Here is an 18869-nt window from a genome sequence, read left to right on the forward strand (position 1 = left end):
CAATGTCGCCGTTTTCATCGCGCCGAGCCGTCAGGCGTTACACATGTCTCCCCCGCGCTGATCAGAACATCCCGCATTCATTGGGGGAGTCTTTCGGGGCCTCCTGGACTATGTCCCAGAATTCCGCAATACGGTCGCCTTCGAAGCGAGCTATATGAACCACGGCCATTTCGGGCATGTTCGGGTTGAGCCGAATGCGTGAGTGAGCCGCGACCAAGTCACCGTCTTCCAGCACTCGCAAGACTTCAAACGAAGTATTCGGGAACTGCGCCGAGGCTCCCTCCATGCCGGATTTGAGCGATAGGGCGTCGCCTCGAAAATACGGGTTGTGGTGACGAAAGTTGGGGTGGATATACATATCGTATGCTTCTTTGACCTTACCCGACGCAGCAAGTCTCAGGAACGACTTAGTGATTTCTTTTCGGTTCATGATGACACCTGGCAGTTTTGCTGTTCTGGTATTAGTTCTTGCCTAGTCTGTCGAATGACCGGCGCGTTCCGGCTCAGGTTGGCCACCGATAGAGCGCCCCATCCTGGCGGAGGAGGTAGGATTCGAACCCACGGTACCTTTCGGTACAACGGTTTTCAAGACCGCCGCTTTCGACCACTCAGCCACTCCTCCGTCGTCGTTCGACAGCTCCGCTGCCGTCTTGTCACCTCCAAAATCTAACTTTGTACATCGGAAATCAAGGAGATTGAGTCAACGAACGCTTTGCGATTTCCCCTGGGTATCCGTGCGCTAAGGCGCAACACGTCAAGAAAAGGGCGTCATTTCGGACGCCCCTTAAATGCCTGTCGAAAGTGTTCGTCTTTACCGGCCGCTCCACCGAGGAGCCATTGCTCCGCCCCCACAGTCCACTATCGTCGTCCAATGGAAGTCGCCGCCGGTAAACGTCAGCGTGACAGTCTGATCGGGATTGACCATAGCGTTTACGGTCCAGTTACCGCTATAGTCGAAGGTGCCGGTCTCAAACTCCTCGCAATGAACGTCGAAATCGACCGTGATGACCATCTCGCCGTCGAGGGGACACTCCCCAATGCCGTTCATCGGAATTGTCAGGTTGCTGACCGTCTGATGCATGGCCACCCCGACCTCGCACCAGCCGCCGTAATCGCCGCTCTCGGACACGAACAGCGTGTCACGCACGGTGCCGGTAAGGCTCAGGGTCGTATCGGGGCCGACTGCATTCAGGTTGACTATGCTGGAGTGATGGACTCTGCCCCAGTTCGGATTCTGGCTGCCCTCGAAGCCGGCGTGGACCCGCTCGCGTAGTTGATCGATTCCCTGCATGTCGCCGGGATACTGCACCAGCTCACCGGAACTGTAGACCTGAACCGAATCAATGCCGCCGATGAACACGGTGTCGTTCCAGACGGTATCGACAACCAGGGCGCTGAAATCGAAAATGTGCCAGCCGTTGGAGTACTCATAGCTGTGAATGGCCGAGATGACGATGTATTCACCGTCCTGGGCCGCCGATGGCAATCTCACCGGTTTCGGTGCGCCCGGAGCCGGTATCGAATCCAGGAGCATGACAGAGACGTCCACGGATCGATATGCCATCATGAAGTTATCCGGTCCATCGAAATACCTCACAACAAAGGCCGAATCCGCTCCCGACTCGAAACCGCCCGTGCCGCACGGATGCGACGCTGTCCAGGTGTTGGTGCCATTACTGAACACGAAAGTGACCGTACCGTCATGGAAGGTTTCATTGACTGTCCAGGTTCCCACCACCGAACCGGCGTTGGCTCCGGTGCAGGCGATATTCACGCTGCCGGTGTAGCCCAGCGAGCCGGAGATGGGGCAGTTCAGTTCTTCGTTTTCCCACATGTTGTTCAGATCGAGGGTCAGGTTGTTCGCGCTGAGCGTGAAATTGACGCTGCCCGAGCAAGACGTAGTATCCGTTTCGACTATGTCGGTGTAGCTGAAATGCCCTTCGATAGCCCCGCTGCCGTCGACCACCAGCACCTCATGCAGGTCGCCCTGGCGCTCGATCGTGACGAAGATGTGGCCGCTGCCGCCGTTATCGCCTGTCCCTTCGGCAGTCATCCATAGGCGGCTGGTCACCCGGGTGAGCGAATCGCCTTTTGGATATTGCACGGCGGTCGTGCCATGCCAGAACTTGATGGTGTCGACTACGGTGAAGGTCAATTCCTCTTCCTGGTTGAGCTCTACGATCGTGAAGATCCACGACTGGGTCGCCTCGTCCCAGACCGCCGTGGTCGCCGCGGGCATGGGTGCGCGAGCGGGCGCTCCCTCGCCGGACATGATGCTGTCCATCAGGATAAAGGTCCTCTCAAACATGTCGCCCGCGATCTCGTCCACACCCTCAAACTGAGCCGAGAACATCTGATACGTGGGAGACTCCGGATCACCCGGTTCAAGCGGTTTGGTGTCTTTGCCGCTGCTGCAGCCGACAAGATTCAGGGCTGCGATAGCCATCGCCGCCGTCAGCCAGAATAAAACTACCCTTTTCAATCTGCACCTCCTGCCAGAAAGTAGCTTGTGTTCGTTCGTATCTTCTAAAGATCGGACGAACGGACCATTTTATTAGGGAGGTGTTATTGTGCCCGGCATAGAGCCGAAGAGGTTACAGCGGGTTCTTGCTCGGCTGTCGGGCAGGGTCGCCCGACAGCACGGAACGGACCGCTTTCTCAGGAGAGTTCGGTGACGCCCGCCCTGCTGGTCAGCGGGCCGCCCGCGGACCGCCCTGGAGGCCGATATGCGAGCGCGTACCGTCGCGATTAAATATGGTCGAATCACCGGCGTTCCAGGCCGGGGATTCCGGCTTGAGGCGGAAGTCGTTTTCGCCCATGAACATCGGATCGGCCTTGAGATTGCCGTTGATGTCCGTTTGATCCCAGATGTCTTCGTAGTCGCGGGCTTTGTTGTCCCAGACGATGTTGTTCCGGAACACCCATTTGGCCCAGTCGCCGTAGTTCCAGACCCCGACACAGGGGCAAACCCATTGGTCCCGCCAGCCGTTGGAGGTGATTATGTTGTTAACGAACCGTCCCCGGCTGCTGGTCGACCACGGAGCGACCCCGCAGTTACCGTTATGGTGCACCACGTTGTTGGTCGCTTCCATCGTGGACTCGCCGGTCCCGATAATGCCCCAACCGAGATTGTCGTGGACGAGGTTGTTCGATGCCACTACCATTGATGTGCCGAATGAACCGACTCCCTTCCAGAAGCCGGTTACTTCGTTGCGAAAGGCTAGGCAATAAGCGTCCCAGGTGACACCGATCCCCGCGCCCCGTCCCTTATTAATCTCGCAGTCGCTGATAAGTGCGGTCGCCCCACGATAAAGCGCGATACCGTCCCATCCACCGTTGAGGATCCGGCAGTCGCGAATGGTAAGATCGGCTCCCTCGCGGCCGAAAATCCCGCCAATACCGACCACCACGGACGAATCACTGGAACGATCGGTATTATCTTTGATATCAACCTGCTCGATTGTCACCCTCGAATTGCGTACGACTATTGCCGCATCTGTGGCGTTGCCGTCGTCGTCGCGCACGCCGCCGGTGATAGTCAGGTTGCGAATCTCCGTCCCATCGGCGTTGTCGACGAAGACACCGTAACCGGCGTTGGTGACCAGGCGGGTCTCTCGTCTATCCGCGCCGAGAAGTACCAGGCCCTTCCCTCTTATAATATAACCGTGGCTGGCGGCGACATCCGTTTGCGGATCCTCACAGTTTCCGCAGAGCGGATCGGTGAATTTGGTGCGTTTGGCTTCGAAAGTTTTCGCGCCGAGCTTAATCGTGTCGCCGTTGGCCGCATGGTTGATAACCGATTGCAGGTCTGATCCGCGCTCCACTGTCAATGTAGCAGCAGGTGTGGTAGACGCGAGGAGCAGCAGGAGGAGGATGGTTGCACGAGCCGGCAGATGAGGGCATCTGCCGGGCATTTTTAGAGCGATTCCAGTGGGCGGCAGACCTCCCGGTCTGCCCCAGAGAGTGCGACCGTCGACCCTCACTCCGAGAGTTCCTTCCACATCCGATACGCTCTACGAATGTGCGGAATCGTAATCGACCCGCCAACCACCAGTCCGATCGCCATGACCTCGTCGAATTCCGGGTCGCTCACCTGATGTTCTTTGGCCTTAATAACATGGTAAGTGATGCAGTCATCGCAGCGAAGCACCAGCGATGCGGCCAGTCCGAGTAGCTCTTTTGTCTTAGCGGGCAGGGCCCCGTCGCGATAGACCGCGCCGTCGAGCGCGAAAAACCGCTTGATATTGATGTCATCGCGGGCGAGAACTATCTCGTTGAGTAGCTCGCGTTCCTTCCTGAATTCGTCAACACGCTTGGGCATGAGCTTACTCCTACAGTTATCGAACCCAATATAGAACAAGCTGCCACCCGTCACAACCGTTTTGGAGTCCGCCGGCCGCCAATCTGTGGCGCCTATTTCCTGGGTGGTTGACATCGGTGCGGTCCGGGGTTATTCTCCGTTAAAGTAAACTCGATTCCGGTTCGGATACGGAACCACCGCTCCCCCCTGCCCCTCTCGCCACGGAGGTTGGGTTCTCGAACTCCGAAGCCTCGACAAAGGTAGTGATTGAGAATGGGCGATAAACTGATAACAGTAGTTATTCCAACTCTGAACGAGGAAGAGACCATCGCCAGCGTGGTCGGCATGGCCGCACGGTCGCCGTCGGTTCTCGAGGTGCTCGTGATCGACGACAAATCGGTGGACCGCACGGTGCCCAATGCCAGGGAGGCCGGCGCGACGGTAATCACCAGCACCAAACTCGGAAAGGGTGCTTCCATGCGAGACGGTCTCCTGGTAGCCAAAGGTGAAGTACTGGTTTTCCTTGACGGAGATATTGGCGACTATTCCGACGACATAGTCGAGCGGCTCGCCGAGCCGATTCTCACCGGCCGGGCCGCTTTCGTCAAGTCCCGTTTCACGCGGCAAGCCGGACGTGTGACCGAACTTGTCGCCCGGCCGCTTCTGTCGCTGCTGTTCCCCGATCTGCTTCACATCCGTCAGCCACTCAGCGGTATGATCTCGGCCAGGAAGTCACTCCTTGCGGGCATCAATTTCGAGGAGGACTACGGAGTAGATATCGGCTTACTCATAGACATGCACTTGCAGAGAGCTGTGATCGAGGAGGTGGACATTCAATATATCACTAACCGGATGAAACCCTGGCCGGAGCTGGGCAAGATGTCGCGCGAAGTGGCCCGCGCAATTCTCAAGCGCGCGTCGGCCTCGCACTATCTGCACCTCGAGGACATGCAGAGCATAAACGTCATCCGGGACCAGATGGAGCATGCCATCCAGGAGTCGCTGCTCACGCTCAAGAAACTGGCCGTTTTCGATATGGACAATACCATCCTCCGCGGCCGCTTTGTCGAAACCGCGGCCAAGCGGTTTGGAATGGAGAGGGAATTGATCGAAATCCTTGCGGCCAACCACGAACCCTGGCTCAGAACCAAGCAGATCGCCCGCCTGTTCCGTGGCCGGAATATTGGCGAGCTGATTGAGATAGTTGACAGCATCCCGTACACCCCGAATTCGTCGGAAATTGTCGCCGCAATGAAAAGTCGGGGCTATATCGTGGGAATCATCAGCGACAGCTACGATTTCGCCGCCAACCACGTCAAGACGAAGATCGGCGCCGATTTTGCCCTGGCCAACGAACTGGAATTCTCTCAGAGTATGGCCACCGGCGAAGTCAAGATACCGTCATTTTTCGCTCGGTCCGCCGCGAGCATATGCAGCCACAGTGTGTGCAAAACCCACGCTCTGGTCGACATCACCGCGCGCTACGAAGTGGGACTGTCAGACGTCATCGCGATCGGCGACAGCGAACCCGATGTGTGTATGATAAAGCACGCCGGTATTGGCGTATCATTCTGCTCCCGCAACGAGCTGCTGAACGCCGTGGCTGATTTCAGAATAAGCGAACCGAGTTTCAAGGGGCTGCTCGACGTTGCGCAGTAACCGGAGGGGCCGCGCCCCGGCCCTCACTCCGATACCTTCGGCCTGTCCGGCAACTCATTGACATCATCGCCGGTGCGTGGGAAATGAGCGGCAAGCTCGACCCCAATCATCTCAATCGCCTGAATGATCCCCTCGGCGTGCCTGTCCTGTTTCATGGCGTCGATAATAATCCCGTGCGGTTTGTCCCAATAATCAGACGAGACTTTCGACGCTATCCCCTTATCGGCAACAACCGCCGCCTGCTCCTCTTCGAGTGACACAAAAACCAGCACACCGGTCAGACCGCGAGTGGGTGTGATCTGATGAAAACGGCTGAGCGCCTGTTTCCAAACTGCCCGGCGGCATCTTCCGCTGCGCTTGAGAAAGCGCCCCCAGCCGAACCAGGCGACTACAAAGCCGACAGCGCCCCACAATAGCATTTGAGTAGTATCGTAATAGACGCCCCAGTCGATATCGCGCGTGAAGTAGAGCGCCGCCAGCATGCACACGAGCGTAAACAGCAGTGCATGAATCAGGCGTTCGGTGTTCCAGTGGCGCGAATGCGCCGACAGCTCCACCACGATCTCGCCGTTAGTGGACGATTCGGCTTTCGTGACAGCCGCTTCGATGGCGTCGAAGTCGGCCTGCGAGAAGTACTTGTCAACAAGTGAAACCATATTCAATCCCGCTCCTACCATCCTCCGCTCGCGCCGCCGCCGCCCGATGATCCGCCGCCGAAACTGAATCCGCCCCCGCCGCCACCTCCGCCGCCGAAGCCGCCGCCAAAACCACCGAACCCACCGATAAACGGCCCGCCGAACCGTCGGCCGATCGAACTCTTCCGCCGCATAAGCGAGAGCAGCGCGAAAAAGATGATGAATCCAATTGGAATGAGCAGCGGAATACCGGGCGGCACTTCATCGTCGGCCTCGGGAGGATCATATTCGCCGCCGATCGCCTGCACAATGCCGTCGAGTACCGCGCCAACCCCACCTGCGAAATCTCCTTCACGAAAACGCTGTGCCATCGGTGAGTTTTTGTTCACGAGACGGCCGGCCTCGAGATCGGTCAACGCTCCCTCAAGACCGTATCCGACCTCGATCCGCGCCTTCTTCTCCTCGATAGCCACCAGAAACAGAACCCCGTTGTCCTTGTCCGCTTTGCCAATACCCCATTTGTTGAACACGTCGTGCGCGAAGTCCTCGAGCGCTGCCCCGTCGAGAGTCGGAACAATCAGCACGCCGATTTCGCTGCCGGACTGCTGCCGATAACTAAGCGCCTTTGCCTCGAGCCGCCGGATCTCAGCGTTGCTAAGGATGTCTGCCAGATCGTTGATCGGGCCTTTGTAGTCGGGAATCTCGGCGGCGATCAGGCAACCTGTCGCCGCCAAAAGTACGAGTATTGCGGAGAAAACCTTTTTCAATGTGGCTTATCCGCCTACTGATTCTGGAAAGCCTCTTTCACACTGGGCGCGGTCTGGGCCTCGGGCTGGGCCGCGAAGAACTGCTTTTCGTACGGGAATCCGAAAATGCTGCCCGCGATTAGCGCCTTGATGCCACGCTGACGATAGACGTTGTACTCGCGCACCACTTCGTTATAGACGCGTCGCTCCTGGGCGATCCGGTTTTCGGTTCCTTCGAGCTGAGTCATCAGATCGGAATAAAGCTGGTCACCTTTGATTTCCGGATACCGCTCGACAACCACGTTGATAAGCGAATTCAACTGGCGCGAGAGCGCCCCCGCCAGCGAATCGAGCAGCAGCGGACTTTGGCCTTCGAGAGCCGACTGCGCTTGCCCGGTCAATTCAATCACCCGCTGGCGCATGGCGATAACCTCGGTCAGGGTCGCCTGCTGGCGCTGCATGAAATTGTCCACGCTGGCCACCAGGTTGGGGACGAGATCGAATCGACGCTGATAGACATTCTGCACCTGCGCCCATTTTTCATCGACACTCTGCGTGCGGTCAATCAGCCCGCCACGGCCGGACCATATCCAGAATCCGGCCAGCACGACAATTAGCACAATTGCGATTAACGCAGCTCCGACAACTTTCATAGAATATTCCTTTCTCACAAAGCTATACTAAGCAGCGGCACGGGTATTCACGAAAATCGGGATTGAATACCTGTAGCACAAGGGGAAATGCTCGTGATTTCCGGCAGCAGGTGCTGATGCCTGACCATCGGAAAAGACTGACATGCGCGACGAGTCTCGCGATGACGGGTCCGACTGTATCCCAACGACTAATACTTGCTAATTCCGTGCGCGGCAGACGTCCTGAGGCTGTCTCAGAAGCCAAAAGAAGTTGCGGCAGGTCCTTGTCCCGGCCCGATGAAAGAGGGACGGAACTGAGACTTGACGCAACAGATCAATTCCGTGCGCGGCCCGCCGACAGTGGGTCCTCGTCTGCCCGTGTATCGAAGAATGATCTGGGTGGGGCAGACCGGGAGGTCTGCCGCCCACGATTACAAGTTACTAGTTGGGAAGGCACTAGATAACCCGTATATACTAACTCCTGGTTTCGGGCGATCCTGCCCGACAAGCAGCAGCGCGAGCGACATACTGAACACTTCCCCGGGTTGCTTTTCCAGCTTTAGCTGTTGTTCGCCGCCTTGTGTTGTCGCCGGGCGCGGATATACTCGATAACCCCCGGCATTATGGACAAAGCGATAATCACGATAATCACCAGGGAGAAGTTGCGCCTTACAAAGGGCAGGTTGCCGAAAAAGTACCCGCCCCAGACGAAAATCAGTGTCCACAAAACCGCGCCGACTACATTGTAGGTGAGGAACTTCCGGTACGACATCACCCCGACCCCGGCCAGAAACGGCGCGAAAGTGCGGACAATCGGCACGAACCGGGCGATCACGATCGTCTTGCCGCCGTACTTTTCAAAGAAGCGGTGCGTCTTTTCCAGATATGCCGGCTTGAGGAAGCGGTACCGCCCCGGTTCGAAAGCCTTGTCTCCGATCCGCTGGCCGATCCAGTAATTGACCGTATCACCGAGTATAGCCGCGAGTGTGAGCAGCAGGAACACTATCCACGGATTCAGCACGCCCGTCGCTGCAAACGCTCCGGCGGCGAACAATAGCGAATCGCCGGGGAGAAACGGCGTGACCACCAGGCCGGTCTCGCAAAAGATGATGCAGAACAGGATGGCGTAGGTCCACGCGCCGTAGGCATCGATAATCTCCTTGAGATGCTTATCCAGGTGGAGGATGAAATCTATTGCGGTTTCGACGAATTCCACAGTTGCTTCCCAAGATTGGGGTGCCCGAGTGCTGGGTGCCCCAGTGCTTGCACTGGGCTTATTATAAAAAGTACCCCACCCAACGGGTGGGTTTAGTGGGAGAAGATCGGGTAATCATGATGAGGCGGCAAGGAATTTAGTGGGTGGTCCGCCGAAGGCTTATCCTCGTCTGCCCCCATTCTAGTCAGAAGCACAATCTCAACCCTCCGTCCGCAGACGGCGGAGCTGGGCACCGGATGTCGAAACCGCAGGGGTTTCGACCTACGATTACTGCTCATGTGCGTACTCCCCTAATCCAATCAGTCCGAGTCACCCTTCGACCCCGCATAAAATGCGGGGCAGGCTAGGCTCAGGGTGACATATGTCCGTCGAAACCGCAACTGGTAGCAACTGGTAGCCCACAGCTTGCTGTGGGTTATTCGATATGGCAACTGCCCTATTGGTTTATACCACCGATTACTTGCTCCATGGGGCAGACGAGGAGAGGCTGTCCCATAGGTTGATTTGGGACGGCCTCGTGTGCTACGAGTGTGTTGTCCTGACACCAAAGCACCCGGGATCTCGCCAAATCGTCTCCAAGAACGTCTGGATGAGCCTTGTCAACCCCAAATAAGCTTGTAATAGGCGTCGCCTCGCCCGGCGGACAATCGGACCCCAGCCCGGGAACCGGGCCGCCAACTTCCTGATGTTGTGAGCCAGACAGATCAACTGAAACTCACCAGCTACTTTCGCCAGAGTCCGCAGATGAAACCGATCAAACCCCAAATTGAACTTTATGTTTCCGAACACCGGCTCCACCAAGTGGTTGCGCCGCGCATAGCCTTGTTGACCTTCCGCGCTGGACGATTTCTCCCGCATCTGCTGCTCCAGACGGGCCACCCCTGAAATGTACAACTCCCGCGCAACTCCCCTGGTAGCAACTGGTAGCCCACAGCTTGCTGTGGGTCGTTCGACTTGGCAACTGTCAACATAGTTCATGCCACCGATCACTGACTACAAGGGGCACACGAGGACGTGTGCCGCCCACAATCACTTCCCAAACAACGTCTTCCCGTCAGACTTCAGGTCCTTGCAGGCCTGGGTCACACGCGCGGCCATGTCCTTCTCGGCCAGTTTCAGATACGAGCGCGGATCGAACTTCTTCTTGTCCGCCATCTTCTCTTCGGAGTGGACCAGGTCCTTCTGATTCTCCACCATGTGCTTCAGAATCGGCTGCGTGAAATGATACTGCGTGTCGGTGTCGACATTCATCTTGATCACGCCGTACTCCAGAGTCTCATGAATATCGGATAGCTCGGAACCGGAACCGCCGTGGAAAACGAGATCGAACATCGCCTTGGCACCGAACTTCTTCTTGAGCGCCTCCTGGCCGTCGCGGAGGATTTTCGGCTTGAGCACCACATTGCCCGGCTTGTAGATGCCGTGCACGTTGCCGAATGTCGCCGCCACCATGTACCTGCCACCGATCGGATTGAGCGCCTCGTACACTTTGACCATATCCTCAGGCGTGGTGTAGAGCTTCTCCTTGCCGACACCGGTGCGGTCCAGACCGTCTTCCTCGCCGCCGACCACGCCGATCTCGACCTCGAGAATGATCTCCTGCTCCTTGCACGCTTTGAGCAGTTCGATCGCCATCTTCATGTTTTCGCCGATCGACAGCTCGGAACCGTCGAACATGTGCGACTGAAACAGGTTGTTCTGCCCGGCGGCGCGCAGTGCGGCGGTGGCCTCGATCAGCGGCTTGACAAACCCGTCCCACTTTTTCGGCACGCAATGATCCGTGTGCAGCGCGACATAGACATTGTAGTGCTCGGCCATACGGTGCACGTGCTCGGCGATTGTCATGGCGCCATCGGCCATGTTCTTGACATTGAGCCCCGACGCAAACTCGCCGCCGCCGGTCGACACCTGAATGATGCCATCGGAGCCGCAGTCGGCGAAACCCTTTAGCGCGGCATTGGCGGTTTCGGTCGAGGTTACGTTGATCGCCGGGTAGGCGTAGTGTTTTTCCCGGGCAACATCGAGCATCCTGCGATATATCTCTGGCGTGGCTACCGGCATAGTTCGATCTCCATCTCTATGCAAAAGTCTCTTATTGTTTGCATCCTCAGGCTTTGGCCAACTGGCGGAGCACCATCGAGAGGATTCCGCCGTGGCGATAATAGTCTATCTCGATTTTCGTATCCAGGCGGGCCTTCATCTTGAATTTCTTCTCGCCCTCTTTGTTGAGCGCCTTCACTGATACGATCTGTCCCGGCTTCATGTCTTTCGAGAGGCCATCAATCGTGAAAAGCTCATCGCCCTTCAGGCCGAGCGACTCTCGCGTCTCGCCGTCGACAAACTCCAGCGGCAGCACCCCCATACCGACCAGATTCGAGCGATGTATCCGCTCGTAGCTTTGCGCCATGACCGCCCTGACCCCGAGCAGCATTGTGCCCTTGGCGGCCCAGTCGCGCGACGAACCCATGCCGTAGTCTCTACCGGCGATAATCACGAGCGGGGTGTCTTTCTCGGCGTAGCGCATGGCGGCATCGTAGATCGACATCGTCTCGCCGGTCGGGAAGAACTTCGTGACTCCGCCCTCGGAGCCGGGGACGAGCTGGTTGCGAAGCCGGATATTGGCGAACGTGCCGCGTGTCATCACGCGGTCGTTGCCCCGGCGCGAACCGTACGAGTTGAAATCCGCAAACTGCACGCCGTGCTCAAGCAGATACCGACCCGCGGGAGAGTCGGCCTTGATCGAACCGGCGGGCGAAATATGATCGGTGGTGACCGAATCGCCGAGCATTGCCAGGCAGACAGCATCGTGAATCGGCCGGACATCGCCCGGTTCTTTCTTCATGCCGACAAAGAACGGCGGGAGCTGGATATAAGTCGATTTTTCGTCCCAGGCGTAGATTTCGCCTTTGGGCGATTTGATCGCGTTCCAGACCTCGTTGCAGTCGAACACCGAGGCGTACTGTTTCGCAAACAGGTCACTGGTGACATGCCTGCCGACAATGTCGAGCACTTCTCTTTCTGATGGCCAGATTTCGCGAAGGTAAACCGGTTTGCCTTGGGAGTCCTGGCCGAGCGGTTCGGAAGTCAGATCGATATCGACTGTTCCGGCCAGCGCAAACGCCACCACCAGCGGCGGCGATGCCAGGTAATTCGCTTTGGTATTCTGATGCACACGCCCTTCGAAGTTGCGATTGCCTGACAGGACAGCCGCCACTACGAGATTCCCCTGGTTGATCGCCTGCAGCACTTCGTCGGGCAGCGGGCCGGAGTTGCCGATACAGGTGGTGCAGCCGTAGCCGACATTGTGGAAGCCGAGCTTCTTGAGCGGCTCGATTAAGCCGGACTTTTCGAGGTAAGCGGTAACAACACGCGAGCCGGGCGCCAGCGAAGTTTTGACATACGGCTTCGATTTGAGGCCGCGCTCGACCGCTTTCTTCGCCAGCAGCCCCGCCCCCATCAGCACAAACGGATCCGACGTGTTCGTGCACGACGTTATCGCGGCAATTACGACTGCACCGTGGCCTATCTCCGCTTTGTAGCCGTCGCTGATAAACGCCTTGCGATCCAGATCGCCCGCCGAAAGCTCGTAGCCGCGCTCTTTGATTGGCCGGGTCAGGCCGGCATCGAAGTCAGCTTTCAGATTCGCCAGGGAGACACGGTCCTGCGGCCGTTTAGGACCTGCCAGCGAGGGCTGCACCGTAGAGAGGTCAAGCTCTACTACCGATGCGAACTTAGGCACTTTCGAATCTCTTGTGCGGAACAGCCCCTGTTCTTTGCAGTAGCGTTCGACCAAATCGACCTCGTTCGGAGTGCGGCCGGTCATGCGCAGGTATTCGAGTGTGCCCTGATCCACCGGGAAGAACCCCATGGTCGCGCCGTATTCAGGCGCCATGTTGCCGATCATCGCCTTGGTGGGCAGTGACAGTTCGTCCATCGCAGGATCGAAGAACTCAACAAACTTCCCGACCACGCCATGCTTGCGGAGCATCTGCGTCACGGTTAGTACCACGTCAGTGCCGGTGACACCCTCGGAAAGCTGGCCGGTCATCTTGAACCCGACCACTTCAGGCATCAGCATATACAGCGGCTGGCCCAGCATGCAGGCCTCGGCCTCGATCCCGCCCACGCCCCAGCCGAGCACGCCGAGACCGTTGATCATGACCGTGTGGCTGTCGGTGCCGACCAACGTGTCCGGATAGGCGGTGCCGTTGCTGGTCCAAACCACTTTGGCCAGATACTCGAGATTGACCTGGTGACAGATTCCAGTAGCGGGAGGCACAACGCGGAAATTGTTGAACGCGCGCTGTCCCCAATGAAGGAACTCGTATCGCTCGCGGTTGCGCTCGAACTCTTTTTCCATGTTTATCTGGAGCGAATCATCCGTCGCAAAAGAATCGACTTGAACCGAGTGGTCGATTACCAGGTCGACCGGTACGAGCGGATTGATCTTCTTTGGATCGCCCCCCATGGTTTTCATAGCCGTACGAAGGGCAGCCAGGTCGACCACTGCCGGCACACCGGTGAAATCCTGCAGGAGTACACGGGCCGGCTTGAACGGGATAGTGATCTCGCCAACTTTGGCAGGGTTGTAGTGGGCCGCCGCGATAACATCGTCTTCGGTAATAAGACGGCCGTCGACATTTCGCAAAAGCGTCTCGAGCAGAATCCGGATTGAGTAAGGCAGTTCGTCGATCTGGCCGTGCCGGGACAAGCTGTCCAAGCGGTAAATCATGAACTTGCCGGCTTTGGCGTTGAGAGTCGATTTCGCGTCGAAGGGATCCATCTTAGTTCTCCTGCAATGTTGGCTTTTCTTGAATCATAGGCAGTCCATAAGTATAGAACCGCCGTCAGGGGAATTCAAGAGTCGGTCCGCGATTTCTCCCTGACTGGTGCTTGACTCCGGCCACGGACTGTCGTTCATATGGTCATGTTTATCAAGCGGTTATCGGCCGACCGTGTGGCGATCGGCGCGCCGGCCAAAATCAACCTCGATCTCCGGGTGCTGGGAAGGCGGACGGACGGATATCACGATATCGATTCTCTTTTTCAGGCGGTTTCCCTGTTCGATCGACTCAAATTCCGGCGACTGGACGAGTCAGCAGACATCCGGATTTCGCTGGCCAGGCAATCGAACCTGGCCACCGACGAATCCAACCTTGTCGCCCGTGCTTTTCGCCTGATGCAAAGCCGTTTCCGCCTAAGCGGCGGGCTTGAAGTCGAACTAGAGAAGAACATCCCAGTTGCGGCCGGACTCGGGGGAGGATCGTCGGACGGCGCCGCGGCCATTCTGGCCTGCAAGGCGCTGTTTGGTTTGCCCTTAGGCACGGCAGAAATGGCCGCACTGGGAGCGGAAATCGGCTCCGATCTGCCGTTTTTCTTCTCCTCAGGTCAGGCCCATGTCACGGGGCGGGGGGAAATAGTGGAAGATATCGAGCTCCCCCTCGATTATTGGCTGGTGCTGGTTACTTTGCCGATGGCCGTTTCCACCGCCCGGGCGTATGCGGACCTGAGATTGCCCTTGACAAGGGATGTCCGGCCCCGTAGTTTTCGGGGCTGGAAAGTGCCCAGGGACATCGTTAAGTGGTTGTCGGACACCGGTAATGACTTCGAGCCCGTTCAATTACGAGCTTTCCCGCACCTGCAACAGGTAAAAAACGGCCTGGCGGACTCTGGAGCCTTACTCACCCGTATGAGCGGCTCCGGGCCCACGGTCTTTGGAATATATGGCAACGCGCCTGACATGGAAGGCGACAGGGTACTGGGCAGGAGTGACTGGACAGTTTCCGTGGCGAGACCTATCCGGTTGCCTGCGCGACTTTAGACCACGGGGGCAACAGCGTGGAGATCACTGAGATTCGAGTAACCCTCCGCGACGAGGAAAAGCTCAGAGGTTTCGCCAACGTTACCTTCGACAATGCGTTCGTGATACGGGGCATGAAGATCATTCAAGGTAACAACGGGTACTTCGTATCGATGCCGAGCAGGAAGCGTCCCGACGGTACCCACCAGGACATCGCGCACCCGGTCAACCGGGACATGCGCAATGCGATTGAAAAGGCGGTGCTGGAAGCTTACGAAAAGGAACTCCGGCAACAGAGCCCGGAGTAGTTCCGGCCATGGCGGACCAGGTATACTGGGGCGTCGTCAAGCGGTAAGACACCAGCCTTTGGAGCTGGCAATCCCAGGTTCGAATCCTGGCGCCCCAGCCAGAATATGTGTGTATCGAACAGGCCTGCTTTGCGACCGACCAGAGCGGTCGTGAAACAGGTTTTGTTTCGGATAGCGTAGGTTGCAGAAATGATCGTTAGAAATGACATCAAAATCGTCACCGGCACATCAAATCCGGGCCTGGCCGAGAAGATCGCCGCATACCTGGGTTTGGGACTGGCCGACTGCTCGGTTACCCGTTTCAGCGACGGTGAGATTTTTGTTCAGATCAACGAGAACATCCGCGGCGCCGATCTTTTCATCGTTCAGTCCACCAATCCGCCGGCCGAGAATCTGATGGAGCTCCTGATGCTGATCGAGGCCTCGCGAAGGGCCTCGGCGATGCGAATCACGGCGGTAATCCCGTACTATGGTTACGCCCGCCAGGAGCGCAAAGATCGCCCGCGCGTGCCGATTACCGCCAAGCTGGTAGCCAACCTGATTACAACCGCGGGGGCCGACCGCATCCTGACTTTCGATCTGCATGCCAGTCAGATTCAGGGTTTCTTCGATCTGCCGCACGACCACCTGTATTCGTCCAAGCTGTTCATCCCCTATTTCGCGGACATGCATCTGACGAACCTGGTGGTGGTGTCACCCGATGTCGGCTCACTCAAGATGGCTCGCAGCACTGCCGAACAGATGCAGGCGGATTTAGCGATCGTAGATAAACGTCGTCCCAGCCCGAATCAATCAAAGGTGATGAACCTGATCGGCGAGGTCGCCGGTAAGAATGTCCTCATCCGCGACGACATGGTCGACACGGGCGGCTCGATCTGCCAGGCGGCCGACTACCTCAAAGAGCGGGGCGCACAAGAGATCTACAGCGCCTGCACGCATGGCGTACTTTCCGGCAATGCGATTGAACGGATTGAAAAATCGCCGGTTCAAAAAATGGTGATAACGGATTCAATCGATCAGAGCAAGAAACCGCTTACTGACAAGTTCGAGATAATCTCGTGTGCGCCGCTGATCGGCGAGACGATTAAGAGAATTGCCGAAGAGGAATCGGTATCGGTTCTGTTCGACGAGCCGGCCCAACCCCTGTAAGACAACAAGAACGTGTTTTTGGAGATGACGAGAAAATGAGAGAGATTCCTGTAAGCCTCCAGCGACGCTCCGGAGTCGGTAAAGGTGTCGCGCGGCAGGCCAGAATGGCGGGCAAGATTCCCGGCGTGGTCTACGGCCCGGAGACTGATCCGATGCCGGTGGTGGTCGAGGAGCGGGCCTTTCGCGCCGCGATGCGCCATGCCACCAAGAGTTCGATTCTGAATCTGAACCTCGATGGTCGTGAGACCAAGGCGGTGGTGCGTGAACTGCAGCGGGATCCGGTCACCAACCGGGTGCTACATGTCGATTTCCACGCCATTTCGATGAACAAGCCGATTCACGTGGCCATCCCGATACATTTCGTGGGCACACCGGTAGGAGTCAAGGTCGACGGCGGCATCATGCAGACGACAATGCGTGAGATCGAAATCTCCTGCCTGCCGACTGCAATCCCCGAGCACTTGCAGATTGACGTGTCGGAACTGCATATCGGCGATTCGGTCCACGTGAAGAATATCCAAGTGCCGGGCGCGACGATTCTGTCTGACCAGCAGCGCACCATCGTGGTAATATCCGCGCCGACGATTATCAAGGCTGAAGAGGTCGCGGCTGAGGCTGTCGCTGCCGAGGGCGAAGCTGCCGAGGGTGCTCCTACCGAGGGCGCCGAGGCCGCTCCGGCCGAAGGCGAGGCCGCGAAGAAAGAGGAAGGCAAAGGCGCCAAAAGCGAGACCAAACCCGCCAAGGGCGAAGCGAAACCGGAGAAAGAAAAGAAGTAGCGCTTCGTCTCAATTCGAAGTGCACAGCGAGGCCGTCCCGGTGGGACGGTCTCTTTTTTTTGGACAAACATGTACATGTACCACACCCACGGGTGGGAGTGGGATGATCTTGGGTGGCCCACCATGCGGTGGCACACCCACTTGCGGATGGGTTTGAGAGAACCCTCGCACGGCACACCGTCGGTGACAACGCCACTTATGGTGGGATCGATTTAACACTCACATAAAGACCCTGATGTCGAACGGCCCCAGGGGCCGTCACCCCCGACGCCGATCGGGGGTCCATGGGCTGCCGCGTTGGCTACGGATGATCGACAACAAGTGGGAAGGCGGGCCGGTCGGAGAACCGTTACAAGAGTCGACCCGCCCAAGGCGAAAGACAAGCAAGGTCAAGCGGTTATCACTCCAGTGATCGTCTCGCCTCTTGCCGTTGCGAGTAGCCGCAGATGCCCGACTGGATCGAGCATGACGGCTTATGCGCTTGGTGGTACGTAGCGTGCATTGTCGGGAATGGCGTACTTCCTCGTGCGCCAACACGACGACTGCAAATACCGCTGCCCGGTGCCCTACCTTTTGGGTGGGATTAAAATACCTCACGCACGAAAATGACCTCGGCGGCCCACTATCCGCCGCGGCGGGGCCGACAGCACGAAAAGTGCGGTTTGATTGCAGGGAATGAGGAACCCACCCGTTGGGTGGGGTACCGATTGATTTACAGACCCCTCGCGCAAAAACGACCTCGGTGGCCCACCCGCCTGGGGTCAAATCACCTGATTTTCCCGGAGCTTCTTGAAAAGCTTATCAGCGATCTCTTCGGGTGTGTCGCCCGTAATGATCTCCCCTTTGGGGCGCGGCGGAGGTGGCGCGACACTCAGGCGGACCGTCCTTGAATTGGCGCCCACATCGCTGCCGTCGAGACCAAGATCAGCCGCAGTCCACTTGGTGATCGCTTTCTTCTTCGCGGCCATCTTCCCTTTGAGTGACGGCAGCCTCGGTTCGTTGATTTCTTTCACGACTGAAACCACCGCCGGCAGTTTCAATTCCACCACGTCGTAGCCGTCCTCTGTGGCCCGATATACCACAGCCATGCTGTCGGTGATCGATTCGAACTTCTTCACAAACATCGCCTGCGGAACATTGAGATTAGCTGCTACAGCAGCCGGCACCTGGGCGGCGTCCGAATCGATAGCCTGACGACCCGCCAGAATCAAATTAATCCCGCCCAGCTTCCTGATACCGGCGGCCAGAATCCGCGCGATCGCCTGCTGATCGGAACCGTCGAATTTCGGATCGCAAAGCAGCCAGGCGTCGTCGACACCCAGCGCCAGACAGTCCCGCAGCGCGGATTCGGTCCGCTCGCTGCCGACCGACATCACCAGGCACTTGCCGCCGACTTTGTCCCGGATGCGAAGGCCTTCCTCGATAGCGTATTCATCCTGCGGATTGACCACGCCCGGTCCCTCGGGCAGTACAATCTGATTATTGGCGGTATCTACTTTGATCAGCGCGATTTCCGGAACTTGTTTGACTAATACCAGGATGTTCATAGCGGTACTTTCTACTTACTGGCGGTCATAATCAATTGGGCGGGAATATCGGGCTAAGCATGGAAAGTGTCAAGTGGCGCAAAAGAAGGCGGCCCGCGAAA

At 57.6% G+C, this 18869-nt stretch carries 17 protein-coding genes and 2 tRNA genes; 6 read left to right on the forward strand and 13 right to left on the reverse strand.

Annotation, left to right across the window (positions count from 1 at the left end):
- Positions 1 to 61 precede the first annotated feature (61 nt).
- The 5 genes from AB1772_06965 to AB1772_06985 all read right to left on the reverse strand — a co-directional run bounded on the left by AB1772_06965 (position 62) and on the right by AB1772_06985 (position 4321).
- Entirely contained in the window at positions 62 to 430 is a 369-nt protein-coding gene (locus tag AB1772_06965) for a nuclear transport factor 2 family protein (protein ID MEW5796087.1), read from the reverse strand.
- A gap of 104 nt (positions 431 to 534) precedes the next feature.
- Positions 535 to 622 (reverse strand) — tRNA-Ser (locus tag AB1772_06970).
- 189 nt (positions 623 to 811) lie between these two features.
- Positions 812 to 2482: a hypothetical protein gene (locus tag AB1772_06975; protein MEW5796088.1), complete on the reverse strand. Its 1671-nt coding sequence runs from the start codon at positions 2480 to 2482 to the stop codon at positions 812 to 814.
- A gap of 208 nt (positions 2483 to 2690) precedes the next feature.
- Complete coding sequence (locus AB1772_06980; GenBank protein MEW5796089.1) at positions 2691 to 3914, reverse strand: right-handed parallel beta-helix repeat-containing protein; 1224 nt, start codon at positions 3912 to 3914, stop codon at positions 2691 to 2693.
- Between the two features lie 65 nt (positions 3915 to 3979).
- On the reverse strand, positions 3980 to 4321 hold the full coding sequence (locus tag AB1772_06985; protein MEW5796090.1) for a carboxymuconolactone decarboxylase family protein: 342 nt from the start codon (positions 4319 to 4321) through the stop codon (positions 3980 to 3982).
- Between the two features lie 252 nt (positions 4322 to 4573).
- Here AB1772_06985 and AB1772_06990 point away from each other — a divergent pair, with 252 nt between their 5' ends.
- Entirely contained in the window at positions 4574 to 5959 is a 1386-nt protein-coding gene (locus AB1772_06990; protein ID MEW5796091.1) for an HAD-IB family phosphatase, read from the forward strand.
- 23 nt (positions 5960 to 5982) lie between these two features.
- Here the strand turns inward: AB1772_06990 and AB1772_06995 are convergent, their stop codons facing one another.
- The 7 genes from AB1772_06995 to acnA all read right to left on the reverse strand — a co-directional run bounded on the left by AB1772_06995 (position 5983) and on the right by acnA (position 13971).
- On the reverse strand, positions 5983 to 6615 hold the full coding sequence (locus AB1772_06995; GenBank protein MEW5796092.1) for a hypothetical protein: 633 nt from the start codon (positions 6613 to 6615) through the stop codon (positions 5983 to 5985).
- A gap of 14 nt (positions 6616 to 6629) precedes the next feature.
- The gene (locus AB1772_07000) at positions 6630 to 7361 is read right to left on the reverse strand and encodes a TPM domain-containing protein (protein ID MEW5796093.1); all 732 of its coding nucleotides are present in this window, start codon (positions 7359 to 7361) and stop codon (positions 6630 to 6632) included.
- Between the two features lie 14 nt (positions 7362 to 7375).
- Positions 7376 to 7993 carry a LemA family protein gene (locus AB1772_07005; GenBank protein MEW5796094.1) on the reverse strand — a complete coding sequence of 206 codons (618 nt, stop codon included), beginning with the start codon at positions 7991 to 7993 and terminating at the stop codon, positions 7376 to 7378.
- A gap of 538 nt (positions 7994 to 8531) precedes the next feature.
- Positions 8532 to 9188, reverse strand: a complete 657-nt coding sequence (locus AB1772_07010; protein MEW5796095.1) for a DedA family protein — start codon at positions 9186 to 9188, stop codon at positions 8532 to 8534.
- 522 nt (positions 9189 to 9710) lie between these two features.
- The gene (locus AB1772_07015) at positions 9711 to 10166 is read right to left on the reverse strand and encodes a transposase (protein MEW5796096.1); all 456 of its coding nucleotides are present in this window, start codon (positions 10164 to 10166) and stop codon (positions 9711 to 9713) included.
- Positions 10167 to 10217: 51 nt separating this feature from the next.
- On the reverse strand, positions 10218 to 11249 hold the full coding sequence (gene fbaA, locus AB1772_07020) for a class II fructose-bisphosphate aldolase (GenBank protein MEW5796097.1): 1032 nt from the start codon (positions 11247 to 11249) through the stop codon (positions 10218 to 10220).
- 46 nt (positions 11250 to 11295) lie between these two features.
- Entirely contained in the window at positions 11296 to 13971 is a 2676-nt protein-coding gene (gene acnA / locus AB1772_07025) for an aconitate hydratase AcnA (GenBank protein MEW5796098.1), read from the reverse strand.
- A 138-nt stretch (positions 13972 to 14109) separates the two neighbouring features.
- Between acnA and ispE the strand changes: the two genes are divergently transcribed.
- The 5 genes from ispE to AB1772_07050 all read left to right on the forward strand — a co-directional run bounded on the left by ispE (position 14110) and on the right by AB1772_07050 (position 17221).
- Complete coding sequence (gene ispE, locus AB1772_07030; GenBank protein ID MEW5796099.1) at positions 14110 to 15009, forward strand: 4-(cytidine 5'-diphospho)-2-C-methyl-D-erythritol kinase; 900 nt, start codon at positions 14110 to 14112, stop codon at positions 15007 to 15009.
- 17 nt (positions 15010 to 15026) lie between these two features.
- Positions 15027 to 15296: a septation regulator SpoVG gene (spoVG, locus tag AB1772_07035; protein MEW5796100.1), complete on the forward strand. Its 270-nt coding sequence runs from the start codon at positions 15027 to 15029 to the stop codon at positions 15294 to 15296.
- Positions 15297 to 15322: 26 nt separating this feature from the next.
- Positions 15323 to 15397 (forward strand) — tRNA-Gln (locus tag AB1772_07040).
- 88 nt (positions 15398 to 15485) lie between these two features.
- A complete protein-coding gene (locus tag AB1772_07045; protein MEW5796101.1) occupies positions 15486 to 16445 on the forward strand; it encodes a ribose-phosphate pyrophosphokinase in 960 nt (319 codons plus the stop codon).
- Between the two features lie 35 nt (positions 16446 to 16480).
- A complete protein-coding gene (locus AB1772_07050) occupies positions 16481 to 17221 on the forward strand; it encodes a 50S ribosomal protein L25 (protein ID MEW5796102.1) in 741 nt (246 codons plus the stop codon).
- A gap of 761 nt (positions 17222 to 17982) precedes the next feature.
- Here the strand turns inward: AB1772_07050 and AB1772_07055 are convergent.
- Positions 17983 to 18768, reverse strand: a complete 786-nt coding sequence (locus tag AB1772_07055; GenBank protein ID MEW5796103.1) for an electron transfer flavoprotein subunit beta/FixA family protein — start codon at positions 18766 to 18768, stop codon at positions 17983 to 17985.
- Positions 18769 to 18869 lie beyond the last annotated feature (101 nt).

This window comes from Candidatus Zixiibacteriota bacterium (assembly GCA_040752815.1).
Lineage (GTDB): Bacteria > Zixibacteria > MSB-5A5 > GN15 > FEB-12 > JAGGTI01.

What these genes read in the sequence shown, in the direction of transcription:
- AB1772_06965 (MEW5796087.1), bottom strand. Translation starts at nt 430, where the DNA reads ATGAACCGAAAAGAAATCACTAAGTCGTTCCTGAGACTTGCTGCGTCG.
- AB1772_06980 (MEW5796089.1), bottom strand. Translation starts at nt 3,914, where the DNA reads ATGCCCGGCAGATGCCCTCATCTGCCGGCTCGTGCAACCATCCTCCTC.
- AB1772_06985 (MEW5796090.1), bottom strand. Translation starts at nt 4,321, where the DNA reads ATGCCCAAGCGTGTTGACGAATTCAGGAAGGAACGCGAGCTACTCAAC.
- AB1772_06990 (MEW5796091.1), top strand. Translation starts at nt 4,574, where the DNA reads ATGGGCGATAAACTGATAACAGTAGTTATTCCAACTCTGAACGAGGAA.
- AB1772_06995 (MEW5796092.1), bottom strand. Translation starts at nt 6,615, where the DNA reads ATGGTTTCACTTGTTGACAAGTACTTCTCGCAGGCCGACTTCGACGCC.
- AB1772_07005 (MEW5796094.1), bottom strand. Translation starts at nt 7,993, where the DNA reads ATGAAAGTTGTCGGAGCTGCGTTAATCGCAATTGTGCTAATTGTCGTG.
- AB1772_07015 (MEW5796096.1), bottom strand. Translation starts at nt 10,166, where the DNA reads ATGAACTATGTTGACAGTTGCCAAGTCGAACGACCCACAGCAAGCTGT.
- fbaA (MEW5796097.1), bottom strand. Translation starts at nt 11,249, where the DNA reads ATGCCGGTAGCCACGCCAGAGATATATCGCAGGATGCTCGATGTTGCC.
- acnA (MEW5796098.1), bottom strand. Translation starts at nt 13,971, where the DNA reads ATGGATCCCTTCGACGCGAAATCGACTCTCAACGCCAAAGCCGGCAAG.
- ispE (MEW5796099.1), top strand. Translation starts at nt 14,110, where the DNA reads ATGGTCATGTTTATCAAGCGGTTATCGGCCGACCGTGTGGCGATCGGC.
- AB1772_07045 (MEW5796101.1), top strand. Translation starts at nt 15,486, where the DNA reads ATGATCGTTAGAAATGACATCAAAATCGTCACCGGCACATCAAATCCG.
- AB1772_07050 (MEW5796102.1), top strand. Translation starts at nt 16,481, where the DNA reads ATGAGAGAGATTCCTGTAAGCCTCCAGCGACGCTCCGGAGTCGGTAAA.
- AB1772_07055 (MEW5796103.1), bottom strand. Translation starts at nt 18,768, where the DNA reads ATGAACATCCTGGTATTAGTCAAACAAGTTCCGGAAATCGCGCTGATC.